This is a genomic window from Pseudomonas sp. ES3-33, assembly GCF_000952175.1.
In the GTDB taxonomy this organism is placed as follows: domain Bacteria; phylum Pseudomonadota; class Gammaproteobacteria; order Pseudomonadales; family Pseudomonadaceae; genus Aquipseudomonas; species Aquipseudomonas gregormendelii.
The window spans coordinates 282407-299319 of the sequence record NZ_JZRI01000044.1; the positions used below are offsets into that span (position 1 = coordinate 282407).

Here is a 16913-nt window from a genome sequence, read left to right on the forward strand (position 1 = left end):
TCGGCCAACGGTTGATCAGGATTGATGGGTTATGTGAAGGGCGACTTGATCTCTATCAGCTTGCGTAGAGGCCTCATTCAGAGCAACCAGATCCCAGCCCACATAGCCAGTGTGAGCAGGACCTGACCCGGAATTACGTAAAGGGCGAACCGGCTTCCACCACTGACCCACGCCACCGCGCATTTGCTCAGCGAATTACTGCTGATGGCGATCAGTACAGGCACGGCAATGGCGTCGAATGGCAACTGACCCGATTTGGCCAGGGAGGCAATCGACGCCGTCGAAGCATGGGCATCGGCGAAACCGGTGAAGGTCGCCGTCACCATCACCCCCGCTTCCCCGTAGTACCTGAGCATCACCGAGGACAGGAAAGTGATGCCGGTCACGGTCAGGGTCACCACCAGCGCCAGCTTGAGATTGAACGCACCGCCGACCTTGATCGGCTGGCTGGCGTTCGTCGCGGTTTTCGGAAACATCAGGCACAGGCCATACAGGGCGGTAGCAAGCGCGCCGCATACCAGTGGACCGAAAACCGGCCGCAGCAGACCGGTGTCGACCGCACCCAGGATCAGGCCCGCTTGAACGAAGGTCGCGAGGTTGGACCAGATCGCGGCGGCGCTCAGGAGCTTGACGTTGACCGGCTCCCTGGCGGCGATATGGCCCATCGCGGCGATTGTCACAGTACTGGACGCGAATCCGGAGGCAATGGCGCTGATCGCATAGCCATAGCGGGTGCCCAAGGCACGAACCGCGACATGCCCCACTGCCCCAACCACCATCAGCAGGACGGTCAGGGTACAAATGGTACGCAGGTTGATCGCCCCATACGGACCGATATAGCGATCAGGCGCCAGCGGCAGCACCACCAGGGCGGCCGTCAGCAGGACCAGTGCGTCGCGCATTTCGCCATCGGTTAACTGGCTGCGGGCGAAGTGGTGCAACTTCTCGCGGTACGCCAGCAATCCGGCCATCACCACCGCCATGGTCACCGCCAGTTGTGGCTGACTGCTGCAGAGGGCCCCCAGTACCAAGACGGTGAGCAAGGCCACTTCACTGGTCACCCCCGGGTCGTCGCTTAAGCTGCGCCAGTAGGCGACCGTCACCAGCCCCCCAAGGGTGATCGCCAGGGCCGCGACCAGCAGGCCGCCAGCCACCTGCATCGCCCCATAGCCCAGCAGCGCGGTAATCGCGAAAGTGCGCAACCCGGCGCAGGCACGGCTTTGCCCCTCGCCTTTGTGCCGCTCGCGCTCAAGACCGATGAGCAGGCCAATTCCAAGCGCAGCGGCGGCTCCCGTGAGGCCCGGGCTCTCGATCATGAGGCGCTCATTCGCCTGGGCAAAGCACGTTCGATCCTCACGGTGTGATCGCCACTTTCATCACCCCGTCCCGCTGGTGGGCAAACAGGTCATAGGCGGCTTCAATATCATCGAGTTTGTAGCGGTGCGTCACCAGGGGTGACAGATCCACGCCCCCGCTGTTGACCACCGCCATCAGGCGACGCATGCGCTCCTTGCCGCCGGGGCACAGGGTGGTGACGATGCTGTAGTCCCCCAATCCTGCGGCGAAGGCATCCAGCGGAATGCGCAGATCGCTTGAATAAACCCCCAGGCTGGACAAGCGACCGCCGGGACGCAGCACCCGCAGGGCAGATTCGAAAGTCCCTTGGGTGCCCAATGCCTCGATGGACACATCGACACCTCGGCCATCGGTCAGGGCCATGATCTGATCGACCACGTTGCCGTCCTTGAAATTGACCACATGGGTCGCGCCCAGCTGCCGCGCGACGCTCATGCGTTCGGGTACGGCGTCAACGCCTATGATCGTGGTCGCGCCCTTGAGGCGGGCGCCAGCCACCGCGCACAGGCCGATCGGCCCGAGGGCAAACACGACAACGGTATCGCCAATGCTCACTTCACCGCGCTCGGCCCCGGAAAATCCGGTGGACATGATGTCCGGGCACATGAGTACCTGCTCATCGCTGAGGCCGTCGGGAATGGGACACAAATTGGCGATTGCGTCCGGCACCAGCAGGTACTCGGCCTGGCACCCGTCAATGATGTTGCCGAATTTCCAGCCGCCTGTGGCGCGAAACCCGTGGCGGGTATCCGGGCCGTCCTGGGAAGCGCAGCCGCACAGGCAGGCGTAACTTTGGCCGCTGGGGGTGATGGCTCCGGCAATGACCCGTTGCCCTTCGACGAAGCCGCGCACCTGAGAGCCCAGTCGTTCAATCACACCAACCGGTTCGTGCCCAACGGTGAGCCCTTTGGCCACTGGGTATTCACCGCGCAGGATGTGTACGTCGGTGCCGCAAATGGTCGTGGTGGTGATACGGATCAGCGCATCCAGTGGGCCCACCTCGGGAATGGGTTTGTCCTCCAGCACGATCCGGTTTTTCTCAACGAAAACTGCTGCTTTCATGGTCGCCATGCTGATTGCTCCTTTGTCCGTGTGCGCCAAAGTTCAGCACAGCCAGCAGATTGCACCGCAATGACCGATGAAAGGTTGATAACGATCAACAGTTACTGGCTTTGACGACCGCATGCTTGACAACATTTATGCTCATGACCTCTCGCCCATCAGTTCGGACGAGTTTGGCTTCAGCAAACGGGTCATAGATCTTTGCGGGAGCTGCGGATACGCTGTAGTCCTTCCTGATGACTGCCCCAGATTGCCAGAACAATGACCCGCGAATCACTTTCAAGCCGTGAGGTATGCCAGATCCTGAGAGACCTGGCCCTGGGTACGCGGTCTATCCAACGAATCAGCCGTCAGGCCTCTCCGGGAATTGACGCGGGCCAGATCCGTGTTGAAGTCGATGGCTGGGTGCTCAACCTGTGCCAGGACCAGGGCACCCTCACCCGCTGTGAATCCTGCATCGCTGCGGATGGCCGCTCGGCCACGTTTGCCGACTGGCATCGTTATGGGACTGATCCCGTGGAGCTGCTGAGTACCTGGGAGCGTGCGCAAGTCGAGGGGCTGTTGGCCGACCCGCAAAGCGTCGAGGCACGTGCGATATGATGAGAGGTGCGAGCCAAGCGTGACAGGTGAACTAATCTGTAAAGGTTCAAGCGTCGTAACTCCAACGCACACTCGCCGCAGTGGGGTTCACCATGAAAATCGTCTTCGCCCCTTGCATTACCCTGATCCTTTGCGCGGTCTCGTCAAGCGCAGCAGCCGAGACCATCACCCCTCTCAAAGGACAGACGCAGGCAATCATCCAGCAGGACGTCAGCGCCTGCCAGTCCCAGGCTGGCAGCACAACGAGCTCGAGCACGACGCCGCAATCAGGTGGGCGTGTACGCGGAGCCGCGACTGGCGCCGTTGCCGGAGCTGCGGTTGCCGGCGCGCGGGGTCGTCAGCACGATGAGTTCTATGATCGGGTGGACGACGACGTCAAACAGCAATACCGCCAGAACCAGGCCAAGGATGCAGCGGTGGCTGGCGCAGTGGTGGGCGGGTCCCGCCAGCGCCAGGATCGTCGCCAGGACCGCCGCAGCGCAGAGCAGAATACGACGGCGGTGTCATCCGCCTACAGCAGTTGCATGCAGCAGCGTGGTTATCAGGTAACGCCATAAGGATTCTCGCGGACACACCTTGGCCAAGGCGAACGCAGCCGCAACCCCGGCCGCGTCGCCTATGGATCAATGCGGTGGTTGTAGACGTTGGCCAGGAACGACAGGTGCGACTCCGGGTACACCGGCGGCGGGCTGGTTTCGGCTTTGCAGCAACCCTGCGGGACCGGCACCCGTGGGCGACCGAATGGCGCCACTCCATGGCTGCCTCTGGTCACCGCAGCCTTCAGGGCTGACGGCTGCTGACGGCCTCTGCGCCCTGCTGGAACATGGCGTCGAAACGCGGTTTGTTGGCCGCGTAATATGCCGCTACCACCTTGTCGGACGAACTCTGCCGAGCCTCCATCATCAGCGCGTCCAGGTCCGCCTTGGGCACCGAATAGTGGGCGAAGAAATACGCCACTTCGGGGTACTGCTCGCTAAAGCCCTTGCGCGCCACAGCGTGGATTTGCTCGGCGCCGCCAAAGATCTGCTTCGGATCATCCAGGTAGCGCAACGGCCACTTGGAGAACATCCAGTGCGGGCTTCAGGCATTGACCAGCGACCATTTATCGCGCTTCAGATTGCGATCCAGCTCATTGAGCATCCCGGTCTCAGAGGACGCCACCAGCTTGTAGCCCTCAAGTTTGTACTCATCGATGGCCTTGACCGTCAGCTTGTACTGGCCGTTACCCACTTCCGAGGTGAGGATCTTGCCTTCCAGCCTGGCCCGGACCTCAGGCTTGTTCAGGTCTTCGACGCTGGCCACCTCGCTCAACGGCACCGAACTCGGCACCGCCATGCCGATACGCCCCTCATACAGCACCCCAAGGTCTTCGAGCCGGTCTTTGTACTTGTCATAGAACGCCTTGTGCGTGCTCGGCAGCCAGACCATCGGGATCAGGTCGATCACTTTCCATGCGGCGAAAATTCCCGATGTGGCCACGGCGCGCTATGCGATTGCCTCGGGCAAGGTGGACATGGTGGGCATGACCCGGGCGCACATGACCGACCCGCACATCGTGCGCAAGATCATCGAGAAGCGCGAAGAAGACATCCGCCCGTGCGTGGGCGCCAACTACTGCCTGGACCGCATCTACCAGGGCGGCGCCGCCTATTGCATCCACAACGCGGCGACCGGTCGCGAGACCACCATGCCCCACGACATTCCCAAGGCAGCGGTCAAGCGCCGGGTGGTCGTGGTGGGTAGCGGCCCGGCGGGGCTGGAGGCGGCGCGAGTAGCTGGGGAACGAGGCCATGACGTGACCGTGCTGGAAGCGGCGGACCAGCCTGGCGGGCAGATACGCCTGACGGCCCTGAGCGAGCGCCGGCGCGAAATGATCAGCATCATCGACTGGCGCATGGCGCAGTGCGAACGCCTGGGGGTCAAGTTTCATTTCAACACCTGGGCCGAGGCCGACACCGTGCAAGCCTTCGAGCCAGACGTGGTCATCGTCGCCACCGGGGGCCTGCCGCACACCGAAGTCCTGCGCGAGGGCAACGAACTGGTGGTCTCGACCTGGGACATCATCTCCGGTGACGTCAAGCCCGGGCGCAATGTGCTGATTTTCGACGACGCGGGGGATCACGCCGCACTGCAAGCCGCCGAAGTCATCGCCAGGAGCGGCGCGACCCTTGAAATCGTCACGCCCGACCGCTCATTTGCCCCCGAAGTCATGGCCATGAACCTGGTGCCCTACATGCGCAGCCTGCAGGATCTGGACGTCACCTTTACCGTGACCTACCGGGTTGAGAAGGTGCACAAGCGCGATGGGACGCTGGTTGCGATTTTTGGCAGTGATTACGGACAGGTCCACAAGCAGCGAGTCGTCGATCAGGTAGTAATCAACCACGGCACCCTGCCCCTGGATGACCTGTACTTCGAGCTGCGCCCGCTCTCCAGCAATGGCGGAGCAGTCGAGCAGCATGACCTGATCGCCGGTAATGCGCAGCACCTCGTCACCCACCCCGAGGGGCGCTTCCAGTTGTTCCGCATTGGCGACGCAGTCTCGGCACGCAATACCCATGCGGCCATCTATGACGCACTGCGGCTGGTGAAGGACATCTGAAAACGGAGACCTGCGCGCAGGCTTTTGCCGCTTCTACATGCCCCGGCGTGCGACCTGCGCGCCGGCTTCCACCGCCCGCCCCACCAGCGACTCGAACTCATCATCGACCATCGACTGCAGGGCTGCCGCTGTCACGCCCCGGTACGCCATCAACGAATCGATCAGCTGTTGCGGATCGTGCCGGACCAACATTTGCCCGCCACCCACGACAACGCCTTGAGCAGCTCGTTGCGCGATATCCGGAGGAATGCCTGCAGCCACTGCTTGCCGTGTCAGCGCCAGTTGCAGCATGGCCGGGAGTGCCGGGCCGGTTCCCGACAACGCACTGAGATAATCGACACAGGCTTCATCAGGCACTGCGTCTGCGCTGCCTACGCATTCGAAAAGACCTTGAATCCACAAGGCTTCCTGTTCATCCAGGCTGACGTTGCTGCACCAGGGCGTGAACGACTGCCGAATTTCCACCGCCGCATTGGGCATCGCCCGCTCCACGACTTGCGCCCCGGTCGCCAGACTGATGGCTTGCGCCGACACGCCCGCCATCAGCGAGATCACCTGCTTGCCCCGAGCGTTGATGCGCAGTTCCCGAAACTGCTCCGGGCGAATCGACAGCACGACGATATCGCTCTCATCCACCAGGTGCTGATTGTCAGCGAGCAGCCGTACGCCTGGTTCAAACGCAGTCACGCCCGAGCGATTGGAGATCAACAGATGCTGCGGCGCGATGAACTGACTGTCGAGCAGAGCCTCGGCCAGGGCTCGCCCCAGCCAGCCGGTACCGCCGATGATTCCCACGGTCTTACTCGTCATCGATCGGGGTTCCCTCGAAGGTTTCAGCCAGGGGCACGAACACGCCGGGTTCTGTTTGCGCGTAGCCAAAGGTCCCGTAGAAACGGTCAAGCTCACGCCGCTTGGGCGCCTTGCCGGTAAACACGCTGACGTACTGTGGAATGCGTCTGAAGCGCACCACGATATCTTCGGTAGTCTTCATCGAGATGTAGCCGATCTGCGTGAGGTAGATCGTCCTGGCGCGTACATCGGCCCCTTCGTTGTCGTAGCCAAATCGGCGGAACATCGCCGCCAGTGCGCCGATGCGCGCCTCATCGGCCAAGGCGATTTCTCCAGACACTTCATCCGACTGCAGCGCCCAGCTGCGCACCGCGAACTCGAATTGTGAATCGAACAGCTCCGGGTTCAGCCAGCACTTGAAAACGTTGAGAATCGCCTCGGAAATACTCTCTGCGTAACTTTCGCACTGGCTGAGCATGCCGCCGGTGTTCTTGTCCCGCCAACGGGCGAGCAGCGCCGCTAGCAGTTGTTCGCGGTCCTCGTAGAACCAATAGAAGCTGGTGCGGGACAAATTCAGGCGCTTGGCCAGCGGCATCACCCGCACGGCGTCCACCCCCGACTCCTTCAGCGCGTCATAGGCAGCATCCAGCCAGACATCAACCGAGCCCCGCCAGCCCGCATCCTGCGCCTTGGTCTTCGCTCGTCCTGCCTGGGACACTGGGGTGCACCTTTTACTGAAAATTCCTGATCACTGTACACCCGCAGATCCATGGCGTACACGCGATGTACATAAGCGTACATTTTAAAGACGCTCTGCACGCAGTCCTTGAAGTTATCAGAACGAGACAAAACCGCCAAACGTGGGTCAGGCGGCTAAAAACAAAAGCCCGCTTTCGCGGGCTAATGTGGGTGTGTGCTGCAACTTAAGCGGTTGCACGCAAATCAGGCGCGCACCGGAATTACTTGGCCAGCCACGACTCGACTTTTTCGGAGCCGTACTTGGCTTTCCATTCTTTCAGGGTCTTGTGGTTGCCACCTTTGGTTTCCACAACTTCACCCGATTCCGGGTTTTTGTAGACTTTGACCTGACGCGGCTTGCGCGTGCCGGTTTTGGCTTCGGCAGCAGGTGCACGGCGACCGGCTTGTGGGTCGAGCAGGTTGACGATGTCTTTCAAGCTGTAACCATACTTGGCAAGGAGCGCACGCAGTTTGGTTTCGAATTCAATTTCCTGCTTGAGGCCAGCATCACCTTTCAATGCTTCCAGCGCCTGGAGTTGTTCTGCCAGGTGTTTTTCCAGTTGGCGAAATTCTGCGAGTTTGGACATGGGAGATCTCTACGTGATGAGTTCCCTAACATTACACCAAAAAATAGAGTTTGAATTAGTTACAGATGACTTAGTTGTCATTTAACGAAAATTTGAATCCCCCGGACACTCCGCGGTCATCTATCGGGAGAGCACGGAGACGACAAAGCAGCGGAGGAATTTATGAGCCTTGCAATGACAATCTTCAGCATGATCGCCTCCTGGATGGCGATAGCAATCGCCATGTTGTGGGGAATGTTGCGGATTGCGCGCCGACATCAAGCGACAGGGAGCTGCACCCATGAACCCCACCACCCCGGACGGCCGCTACTTTGTCGTCAAAGGTCAGCTGTGGCGATGTTCAGACCCGTCGCTGGCCGCTGACAAGCGCCAACTTCTGGTCAATCTGTTGATGAACGCGCGACGCCAGGTCAAGGCTGCCAAGGCCAGCGGCGATCTCGAACAGTTGCAGTCCGCCCGGGCGGAAGTCAACTCGGCCAAAGTTGCACTCGGGGAACGTGGGCCGGTCTGGTGGAACGACGGCAGCCCCGACTACAACCGATTCAAAGTTGCCAACACACCCTATGCCCAATGGTACTTGGCAGGCAGTTTCTAGATACCGCTGTTAAACTCCGGCTCATATCGTCGATGCAGGCTTTGTGTTTGAAGCCGCAAAAGCAGTACCTGAGGATCCGGGCACTTCAAGCCACACGTGCATGACCAATGCCGGCTGAGTTTGAAATAATCATCACAACCTTTACCCAGGAATAGCCGTCCATGATCTTCAGCCACCGCATGCTGCAGGCCAGCGCCGGTTTGACAATGTTAGTCGTCGCCATTCACACCTCAGCCCAGGAGGGACCGTCTTTCAAGTGCACTTGCGTAAAGCCAGGCTCGATGGAAGACCTGATCTGCAAAAGTCCCGAGCTGGCAACCCAGGACCGAGACTTGGCGGCCGCCTATAACGGGGCGCTGAAGAAAGCCGGCAACCGCGCCAATACCCTCAAGGCCGAGCAGCGCGGCTGGATCAAGGGGCGTGACGAATGCTGGAAATCTGATAACAAACAGGCCTGCATCCAGGACGCCTATCGCCAGCGGATGGTCGAGCTGCAAGCCGGATATGGACTGGTGCCAGCCACCGGCCCCGTGACTTTTGAATGTGCTCAGGACGGTACGCTCAGCGCGACGTTTTTCCAGACCGAACCTGCATCGATGATGGCCACTTACAAGGGTGAGCAGTCATTAATGCTCATCGACCAATCGGCCAGCGGGGCACGTTACCAGGGGCGCAACGGGAGCTTCTGGGAGCATCAGGGCGAAGCACGGGTGACCTGGGGTTACGGAGCGAAGGAAATGACCTGCAAAAAACACAACTGAATGAATCAAGCCCCGCATGGCTGCAGGGCTTGATCAGGCTCAAACGGCATCAGGATTTACGCCCGCCGCCGCCATGACTGGCTTCTCCTCCTTTCTTGCCTGCTTCAGAGGCTTTTTGCCGATCGTCGGCGAAGTTTCCGCCACGACCACTGCCTTGGCCGCCGCCGGTCGACTTACCGGCCTCACCGGACTGGCGTCCGCCCGAAGCCTGGCCGCCTTTCTTGCCGGCTTCCGAGGCTTTTTCCCGGTCATTTGCGAAGTTGCCGGGTTTATCACTTCCGCTGTTAGCCATCTCTGCATACCTCTTATTGTGGGTTACGAGCGCCAGGGCTCGTATAGTTCCGAGGACAGGGGGATTCGAAAGTTTGAATAAATAGGCCTGCTTCACGACGAACGGAACCGGGCCTATAGTTTCTTAATCCGGGTGAACCGATGGGGGCTCGACGGGCTTGCGACCGGAGGAAAACCAATGACCGAACACATTATTCATTTTCACTGCCAGATCGATCAGTCGACCACCGAGCGCTTTCGCGATTGCTGCCTGGAAGCCATTGAACAGGGTGCGACTTCCCTGCTGTTGAACCTGTCGACCAGCGGCGGCAGCACCAACTTCGGCTTCACGCTGTATACCTTCCTGAAATCACTGCCGGTACCGCTGTGCGCGATCAACGCCGGCAACATTGAGTCCATGGGCATCATCATGTTCCTGGCGGCAGACCGACGAATCACCTCTCCTCACTCGCGATTTCTGATTCATCCGATGAACTGGTACTTCAGTCAAAGCTCGGTGGACCACCAGCGCCTGCGCGAGTACCTGTCCAGTCTGGATAACGACCTGGCGCGTTACGTGCAAATCTATGCCCTGGAGACCGCCAATGCGGATACCAAGCTGGATATTTTTCATTGCCTGTCGGCGGAGGAAAAAGTCATCGCAGCCCATGAGTCCCTGGCCTATGGCATCGCCCATGAGATGCGCCAGGTAGTCTTTGCTGAAGACATCAAGCATTGGAAGGTTAGCGGTGGGTGAGTCTCGCAGACTGAATTAACGTGGCGTCATGCACCGAGCCTCCCTGCCTGCCGGGACTTACCCCAACGCGGTATCAAGAAACATCATCACCCCAAAGCCCATCATCAACCCAAGCGTAGCTGGCGTTTCATGGCCGTTGCGGTGGGTTTCGGGAATCACTTCGTGGGACACCACGAAGATCATCGCCCCGGCCGCCAGACCCAAGGCTACGGGATAGCCGAGGGCAAATGCCGATGAAACGCCCAGGCCGATGATCGCGCCCAACGGTTCCATGAGCCCGGAACCTATCGCCACCAGGGCCGACTTCAAAGCCGAGATGCCTGTGACCCGCAGCGCCAGCGCAATGGCAAGCCCTTCGGGAATATCCTGGATGGCGATGGCCGTGGTCAGGGGCAAACCCACCTTCATGTCGCCGTCCGCGAAACTGACGCCGATGGCCATGCCCTCGGGCAAGTTGTGCAGGGTGATGGCCAGGACAAACAGCCAGACCCGGTTGAGGCGTTCTACCTCGGGGCCGCGCCGACCGCTTTTCTGGTGCTCGTGGGGCACAAAACGATCAAGGCCGACCATCAAGGCCACGCCCAGCCCCATGCCCAGCACCACTACCGCGGCAGACACCAGTTTGCTGCCGGTGATGGCGTCGGCGGCGGCGATGCCTGGAAGGATCAGCGAAAAGGAGCTGGCCGCCAACATCATTCCCGCAGCAAAGCCGAGCATGATGTCCTGGGTACGGACCGCGACGTCCCGCAGTACCAGTGCCATTAATGCGCCCAGTGCCGTAGCGGCAAATCCGGCGGTGCCGCCCAGCATGGCGTAATGCAGAACGTCCGAGTCGGCTTCGGTCAATGCACTGTAGCCACTGAACAGCAGCAGGCAGGTCACGACGATTAACGTCAACCAAAACAGCAACCCCGACCAACTGCTGCCACGGGCCAATTCAAGCCAGGAGCGCGAAGCGCCGCTGCTCGATGAGACGGGATCGGACATAAAAACTCCTATCGATGGTTGGCCCGCTTATTGGGCGCCCGGGAGGCGACCGGTAGCAACTGTTTTGAGCTGCGCAGCGCTTCCTGCTCGAAAGAAAGGGCACCAGCTGTGGCGAGCTGAGTTGACTCATCCGGTGACTCACCGAATGCGCCGCCCACAGATATCTGAAGCAATTGCACGTGGGATAATTTGATAAAGATTGATGGCTGGCGACCGGCGGCAAATATCCACTCGATGGCTGTCAGTCGTCGGTAGTTGCTTAACTCAATGCAAACTTTCAATCGCCCCTCTAATCTATTTGCAGCGCCCGCTAAAGACCCCACCATGGACGAGCCATGACGGCACACCACAACTTCAAGATCGCGTTGCTGCTCAGTGGCCTGGCGCTTGCCATGGTCGGCGTCCTGACCTTTCAATTGATTCATTGGCAAGTCGCCGACAGCCGCAAGCAAGCGGCACTGTGCGAAGACGCCAAGCAGACCATGAAGAACCTTGAGATCCGCGCGCGGGCGCTCGCCTCCGGCATGACCGTCGAGGCTTATGCCAAGGCTGAAGCCGATGAAGTGGCGGCACTGATCGAGCGACTGGATGCAGCCCGTAATGATGCCGAGGTCGATGCCGTGATCGACGCGCACGCGGCAGCCCTGGAGGCCAAGGGGGCAGCCATCGACGCGCAAGTGGGGACAGGGGGTGACCAGGCGTTCCTTGAGCAGCGGCTGGTGCGCCAGCGAATCCCGGTGGACGTCAAACAGGAGTTGCGCCGCGCCGCGAAAGCCGTCAGCGACGCGTGTCACTGAGGCGTTTACGCATCCATTTCAGGGCAGCGCATCGATGCTGGCGGGTGGTTGCAGGCCGCCGCACCCAGGGCTTGGCCTAGCGATGTCAGGTACTCGCCAAAACCGCCGGTGCATTTGTAATCCTTGCGTGCGCTGGTCACCACCGGGTTGGACGCGGTCCAGACGATACGCGCACGGATGCGCTCAAGGTCGGCCACCAGGTGTACGTCTTCATGGGCAGCCAGGTGTTGAAAGCCGCCGGCGTTTTTATAAGCCGCAGCGCTCAGCCCCAGGTTCGCGCCGTGGATATGCCGGTGATTCTCGATGAACTGATAGCGCTCCAGGTAGCGGCTGCGAACGCCCTCCCCGTGCTCATCCCAATTGTCCACTTCAACCGTGCCGCACACGGCGTCAGCCATGCAGTCGAGTTGGCGGGCGATCCAGTCGGCCGGTACAACCGTATCGGCATCCGTGAACGCCAGCCATTGCACACCCGCCTCCAGCAGTACCTCGGTCCCTGTAGCCCGCGCCTTGCCGACGTTCCTGAAACAGACATCGAGTGTCGGCACGTCCATGGCGCGCACCCGCGTGCCGGTGGCATCCGAACAGTCGTCCAGCACCACCAGGATGCTGACTTCGCGCCCCTGCAACTGCGGGTGGCGTGCCGCCACAAGGATGGACGCCAGGCAAGCGCTGATGTGTTGTTCTTCGTTGTGGGCGGGTATGACAACACCGATCATTGGCGTCCCCTCGGATGGGCGAAGTGTGGGCTCTGCAGTTATCGACACTTCGCGTCATCAGAAGGTTTAAAGAATGTACGGCCTCAGGGCAGCGGCCCCTGTTGCGGCTCTGGTTCCGGTCGGTCCTGCACCCACTGCCAGAACAGTTGATACCCCACTGCCAGCACTACCGGCCCAACGAACAACCCGATGATCCCGTTGGACACCATGCCGCCCAGGGCGCCGATCAGGATCACCGGCATCGGTACATCGACGCCGCGCCCCAGCAGCAAAGGCTTGAGCACGTTGTCTACCAATCCGGCGACGAACACGTAGATGGAAAAGACGATCGTCCCGGTGCTCGCGCCCTCGGTGGTGAGCACAAAGGCAATCACCGGCAGCGTGATCAGGGTCACCGGCAGCTGCATGATGCCCAGCAGCAATACCGCCAGCGCCAGCAGGCCGGCACCGGGCACGCCCTTGAAGACAAAACCCAACCCCACCAGCAGCATCTGGATAAAAGCGATGCCCACCACGCCGAGGGCCACTGCACGAATCGTCGCCGTGCACAGCTCGGCGATTTTCGGGCCCTTGGCAGGGCCGCTAACCCGCGCGGCGATCTGCACCGCGCTGCGGCTGCCGCCTTCGCCGTAGGCCATGAAAACTCCGGCGATGATCAGGGCGAAAATGAACATCAGGAAACCCATGCCGACCCCGGCCAGCTTGCTCAATAAACCGAGGCTGAAATGCTTGATCTGCGGCAGGTATTTGGCGGTCAGGTCAGGCAGGTTGGTGGAGGCCTGCAGCCAGAGTTCCGTCAGCGGCTTGCCGACCAGCGGCCAGTCGGCCACCGCGGCATTCGGCGGCGGCACATGGAAGGCGCCGCCCTTGACCAGCACCATCGCTCGCTCGACTGAGTCGGCAATGGAGGTGCCCAACAGGTAGATCGGCACCATAAGGATCACGATCGCGGCCAGCACGAGCAGGGTCGCGACGTGCCCCGGCTTGTGTCCGCCTCGCCTCATCAACCGCGTCTGCAGCGGGTAGAGAGTGATCGCCAGGATCAGCGACCACAGCATCAGGTCGCGGAACGGCCTGAAGATCTCGAAGCAGAACAGCACCAGGACGGTAATCAGCCCTGCTCGAATCAGCACGTCGAGCAGGGTGCGGGTCAGCGCCTTCTCGTTTATCGGGGTGGGCACCATTGACGGGCTCCATGCAGGTGGCGAAAGTGGTTCGCTCAGCATAGACCCACAGTGGGCGGTGTGAGAGGTCAGCGTAGTTTCAGCGGATCGACCAACCCGGCCGCGATGGCCATGCCGACCAGGTCAGGCAAGGTGGTGGCTTGCATGCGTTTCATCACGCGGGATCGGTAGAGGTCGACGGTCTTGGCGCTGACCCCCAGCTGCTCGGCTATTTCCCGGGTGGTATAGCCTTGCACCAGCGGCACCAGCACGTCGCGCTCGCGTGGGGTGAGCGTGAGCAGTCGCGCCTTGAGGGCTTCATGGCCCTGGACGCCAGAACGATTAACGGCGCTGTTGCTGAGCGCTTGTTGCACGCTGTCCAGCAATAACTGCTCGTTGTAGGGTTTCTCGATGAAATCGTGCGCACCAGCCTTGAAGGCGCGCACCACGATCGGCACATCGGCGTGGCCGCTGACAAAGATTACGGGCAGGTTCAGGCCACGGGTGCGCATTTCTTCCTGTACGTTCAGGCCGCCCATCCCCGGCATGCGCACGTCAAGCAGCACGCAGGCGTCGAGGCTGGCATCGCAGGCGTCAAGAAAGGCAACCCCGCTGGTAAATGCCAGGGCCTTGAGGCCAACGGATTCGAGTAGCCACACCGTGGAATCGAGCATCCCCTGGTCATCGTCGACCACGTACACCACGTGCTCCATCACAGCTGCCATTGCGTTATTCCTGTTGTTGTTTGGTCGGGCCGGCAAGCGGCAAGCGGCACATCATCAGCAGCCCGCGGGGTTGGCGCCTGGCCTGCAGCGCCCCACCGAAGCCTTCGATGATGCTGCGGCTCATGGACAGGCCCAGACCCAGGCCATCGGCCTTGCTGGTGTAGAACGGCGTGAATATCTGCTCAAGTTGTGCCTCGCTCACCCCCGGGCCCTGGTCCTGCACACTGAATTCCACGGTCGCACTGCCGCACAGTCCCGCGGCCATGACGATCAGCGAAGGCTGGCCGGGATGTTGTTCGCGATTGGCATCGATGGCATTGCGCAGAATGTTGAGCAGGACCTGTTCGAGCAATACGCGGTCGGCATAAATTGGCGGCAGATTATCCGGCAGCCGATCCTCGATTGTCACTTGGCAATTGCTCGCTTCCCAGGCGCACAAGCGCATCGCCTCGCGGGCGACATCGGCGATGTCCAGGGCTTGCATGCGGCGCTGGCCCTTGCGCAGGAAGGCCCGCAGGCGACGGATCACCTCGGAGGCATGGGTGGCGTGGTGGGTGATGCGCTCCAGCCCCTGGGCGACGCGTTCGGCAGCCTGGGGATTGGAGCCCAGGGACTGCAGGTAACGTTGGCTGGCGTTGGCATAGTTGACCACCGCGGCCAGTGGCTGGTTGATTTCATGGGCGATGCCTGAGGCCAGTTCACCCAGGGTGACCAGCCGCGCCGTGTGCGCCAGTTCGTCCTGGTGGCGGCGCTGCTGGGTCTCGCGCAGTTCGCGTTCGGTCATGTCCCGCGCCACCAGCGAGTAATAACGCTCCCCCCCCGCCGCGCGGTGGGCCAGCAACACCAGGGATACCGGAACACCTGCGCCCCCAGCCGGCGGCAGCAGCCGGGCATCGGTGCTCCACACCCCATCACGCTCGGCTGCGGCCCAGCCCTGGCGTTGCACGCGCAGCAGGTCGGCGCTGGCAAACAGGTCCTCCATGGACGGCATCGGTTGTGGCGGGTTGATGCCCAGGATGCGACGCGCAGCGGGATTGAGGTAGGTAACGTGCCCGTCGGGGTCGATGAACAGCACCGGGTCAGTATTGGCTTCGACCACTTCGGCCAGGCGGCGATTGTTTTCTTCGGCCTGGACCCGGGCGGTGATGTCACGGGAGACGCTGACCACTTCGACGACGGTGCCGGTGTAGGTCTCGCGGATGGCCCGGCTCGCGGTTTCGAACCACAGGTAGTGGCCGTCCCGATGACGAATGCGATAGGTCATGGTGTGATAACCGTCCTGCTCCAGCGCGTCACGCGCCCTTTGCACCAGGCTCGCCAGGTCCTGGCCGTGGAACAGGCCCTGGGCCATTTGCCCGCGCAGTTCTTCGGGCCAGTAGCCAAGCAGAGTCCAGGACGCGGGCGAGGCATCCAGAAAGCGTCCGTCAGGGGAGTGCCGGGAAATCAGGTCGGTGGTGTTTTCGATGATCAGCCGGTACAGGCGGCGCGCCGTGGCGGCCTCTCGCTCAGCCAGCACCTGCACGGTGGCGTCGCGACAACGGGCGAGCACGCGGTTGTCCTGAGGGTCTGGAATAAAGGTCCAGATCAGCACCTGGTCCTCGAACTGGGCTTCGACGCCCTCGATGGCGCGCTGCTGGTCGAGACAGGCGCGCACCAGCACCCGATGATTGACCGGCAGAAAACCCAGCACGTCGGTCAGGGGTTTTTCCGCCAGCAGGGCCAGCAGCGCCGCATTAAATTCCTGCGGACGGCCCTGGGCATCGAGCAGCAGGCCCGGTTGTGGGTCGTGCCCCAATAGCGGCGAGCCACGCAACATGCCGTTGACGCTACTGAGCAGGGTCGTCAGCAAGTCGCGAACCCAACCCAGCCAGTCAAAACTCACCCCTTCGCAGACTTCCACCAGCAGCAACCCGGCCTGCCCCGGCTGTAATGCCAGGTCGAACACCTGCCCGTGGCTGATGGCAGCGCGGCGCAGGCGACCGGCCAACCAGCAATCGAGCCGGCGCACTTGCGCCAGGTCCAGGCGCCCGGCAGCCGTCAAGGTCTCGAACAGCAGCCGGTCACTGGCCAGCACCGGATCGCCCTGCCCCGGCGGGAAATGCTGGGCGCCGCCCTCATGGCTGTAAATGCCGGCCAGCGGTTGCCAGCTCAGGTACACCGCACGCCGCACTTCGGGACAGTCTTGCAAGGCCCGACACAAGGCGTCGGCGCGGGCGGCCATCGGCACGCCCTCGCGTTGCAGGCGCAACCAGCTGTGCAGTCGAACAGGAGTCGGGGTCATCGCGGGTCCGCATCGGGGTGGCGTCCAAGGATATACCGGCACTGGCGGCTCGGCGGCATTCATTTAGAGCAGGATGAATATAATATAGTACATATACTATACGCTATAGGTTGTACTTCCATAT

18 protein-coding genes and 2 pseudogenes are annotated in these 16913 nt (G+C 61.4%); 7 read left to right on the forward strand and 13 right to left on the reverse strand.

Translation table 11 applies throughout. From position 1 onward, the window contains the following. Window positions 1-77 precede the first annotated feature (77 nt). A complete protein-coding gene (locus UB23_RS06900) occupies window positions 78-1316 on the reverse strand; it encodes an MgtC/SapB family protein (protein WP_045058573.1) in 1239 nt (412 codons plus the stop codon). A 37-nt stretch (window positions 1317-1353) separates the two neighbouring features. Further along, window positions 1354-2427: an NAD(P)-dependent alcohol dehydrogenase gene (locus tag UB23_RS06905; protein ID WP_045058574.1), complete on the reverse strand. Its 1074-nt coding sequence runs from the start codon at window positions 2425-2427 to the stop codon at window positions 1354-1356. Between the two features lie 252 nt (window positions 2428-2679). Here UB23_RS06905 and UB23_RS06910 point away from each other — a divergent pair, with 252 nt between their 5' ends. Together UB23_RS06910 and UB23_RS06915 are read left to right on the forward strand one after the other, a co-directional pair. Then, window positions 2680-3018, forward strand: coding sequence for a DUF7693 family protein (locus tag UB23_RS06910; protein ID WP_045058575.1), 339 nt, complete (start codon window positions 2680-2682; stop codon window positions 3016-3018). A 92-nt stretch (window positions 3019-3110) separates the two neighbouring features. Further along, window positions 3111-3575: a YMGG-like glycine zipper-containing protein gene (locus UB23_RS06915; RefSeq protein ID WP_045058672.1), complete on the forward strand. Its 465-nt coding sequence runs from the start codon at window positions 3111-3113 to the stop codon at window positions 3573-3575. A 59-nt stretch (window positions 3576-3634) separates the two neighbouring features. On the opposite strand, the gene UB23_RS29745 is transcribed toward UB23_RS06915, so the two are convergent. Further along, window positions 3635-3790 (reverse strand): hypothetical protein, encoded by a 156-nt coding sequence (locus tag UB23_RS29745; RefSeq protein ID WP_160298061.1) that lies wholly within the window; start codon window positions 3788-3790, stop codon window positions 3635-3637. Window positions 3791-3798: 8 nt separating this feature from the next. Then, a pseudogene (locus tag UB23_RS06920) lies at window positions 3799-4461 on the reverse strand (glycine betaine ABC transporter substrate-binding protein); the annotation flags it as partial. A gap of 1 nt (window position 4462) precedes the next feature. Here UB23_RS06920 and UB23_RS06925 point away from each other — a divergent pair. Then, window positions 4463-5620: pseudogene (locus UB23_RS06925) on the forward strand (FAD-dependent oxidoreductase); the annotation flags it as partial. A gap of 33 nt (window positions 5621-5653) precedes the next feature. Here the strand turns inward: UB23_RS06925 and UB23_RS06930 are convergent. The 3 genes from UB23_RS06930 to UB23_RS06940 all read right to left on the reverse strand — a co-directional run bounded on the left by UB23_RS06930 (window position 5654) and on the right by UB23_RS06940 (window position 7734). Next, window positions 5654-6430, reverse strand: a complete 777-nt coding sequence (locus UB23_RS06930) for a pyrroline-5-carboxylate reductase family protein (RefSeq protein WP_045058576.1) — start codon at window positions 6428-6430, stop codon at window positions 5654-5656. Next, on the reverse strand, window positions 6420-7127 hold the full coding sequence (locus tag UB23_RS06935; RefSeq protein WP_045058577.1) for a TetR/AcrR family transcriptional regulator: 708 nt from the start codon (window positions 7125-7127) through the stop codon (window positions 6420-6422). Before UB23_RS06935 ends, UB23_RS06930 begins: the two co-directional genes overlap by 11 nt. A gap of 241 nt (window positions 7128-7368) precedes the next feature. Next, window positions 7369-7734, reverse strand: coding sequence for a histone-like nucleoid-structuring protein, MvaT/MvaU family (locus UB23_RS06940; protein WP_045058578.1), 366 nt, complete (start codon window positions 7732-7734; stop codon window positions 7369-7371). A 280-nt stretch (window positions 7735-8014) separates the two neighbouring features. On the opposite strand from UB23_RS06940, the gene UB23_RS06945 reads away from it, so the two are divergent. Both UB23_RS06945 and UB23_RS06950 read left to right on the forward strand, forming a co-directional pair. Continuing rightward, window positions 8015-8329: a hypothetical protein gene (locus UB23_RS06945; RefSeq protein ID WP_045058579.1), complete on the forward strand. Its 315-nt coding sequence runs from the start codon at window positions 8015-8017 to the stop codon at window positions 8327-8329. A 161-nt stretch (window positions 8330-8490) separates the two neighbouring features. Next, window positions 8491-9090: an MliC family protein gene (locus tag UB23_RS06950; protein ID WP_045058580.1), complete on the forward strand. Its 600-nt coding sequence runs from the start codon at window positions 8491-8493 to the stop codon at window positions 9088-9090. 49 nt (window positions 9091-9139) lie between these two features. Here the strand turns inward: UB23_RS06950 and UB23_RS06955 are convergent, their stop codons facing one another. Then, window positions 9140-9382, reverse strand: coding sequence for a general stress protein (locus UB23_RS06955; protein WP_045058581.1), 243 nt, complete (start codon window positions 9380-9382; stop codon window positions 9140-9142). A gap of 177 nt (window positions 9383-9559) precedes the next feature. On the opposite strand from UB23_RS06955, the gene UB23_RS06960 reads away from it, so the two are divergent. Continuing rightward, window positions 9560-10117, forward strand: coding sequence for an ATP-dependent Clp protease proteolytic subunit (locus tag UB23_RS06960; RefSeq protein ID WP_045058582.1), 558 nt, complete (start codon window positions 9560-9562; stop codon window positions 10115-10117). Between the two features lie 57 nt (window positions 10118-10174). Here UB23_RS06960 and UB23_RS06965 read toward each other — a convergent pair whose 3' ends face one another. Then, a complete protein-coding gene (locus UB23_RS06965) occupies window positions 10175-11104 on the reverse strand; it encodes a ZIP family metal transporter (protein ID WP_045058583.1) in 930 nt (309 codons plus the stop codon). 335 nt (window positions 11105-11439) lie between these two features. On the opposite strand from UB23_RS06965, the gene UB23_RS06970 reads away from it, so the two are divergent. Continuing rightward, window positions 11440-11901 (forward strand): hypothetical protein, encoded by a 462-nt coding sequence (locus tag UB23_RS06970; RefSeq protein WP_045058584.1) that lies wholly within the window; start codon window positions 11440-11442, stop codon window positions 11899-11901. Window positions 11902-11906: 5 nt separating this feature from the next. Here the strand turns inward: UB23_RS06970 and UB23_RS06975 are convergent, their stop codons facing one another. The 4 genes from UB23_RS06975 to UB23_RS06990 all read right to left on the reverse strand — a co-directional run bounded on the left by UB23_RS06975 (window position 11907) and on the right by UB23_RS06990 (window position 16789). Further along, window positions 11907-12620, reverse strand: coding sequence for a glycosyltransferase (locus tag UB23_RS06975; protein WP_045058585.1), 714 nt, complete (start codon window positions 12618-12620; stop codon window positions 11907-11909). A gap of 83 nt (window positions 12621-12703) precedes the next feature. Further along, window positions 12704-13804, reverse strand: a complete 1101-nt coding sequence (locus UB23_RS06980; RefSeq protein WP_045058586.1) for an AI-2E family transporter — start codon at window positions 13802-13804, stop codon at window positions 12704-12706. Window positions 13805-13872: 68 nt separating this feature from the next. Then, window positions 13873-14508: a response regulator transcription factor gene (locus UB23_RS06985; RefSeq protein ID WP_045058587.1), complete on the reverse strand. Its 636-nt coding sequence runs from the start codon at window positions 14506-14508 to the stop codon at window positions 13873-13875. 4 nt (window positions 14509-14512) lie between these two features. Further along, entirely contained in the window at window positions 14513-16789 is a 2277-nt protein-coding gene (locus UB23_RS06990) for a PAS domain-containing sensor histidine kinase (RefSeq protein ID WP_045058588.1), read from the reverse strand. Window positions 16790-16913: the final 124 nt, after the last annotated feature.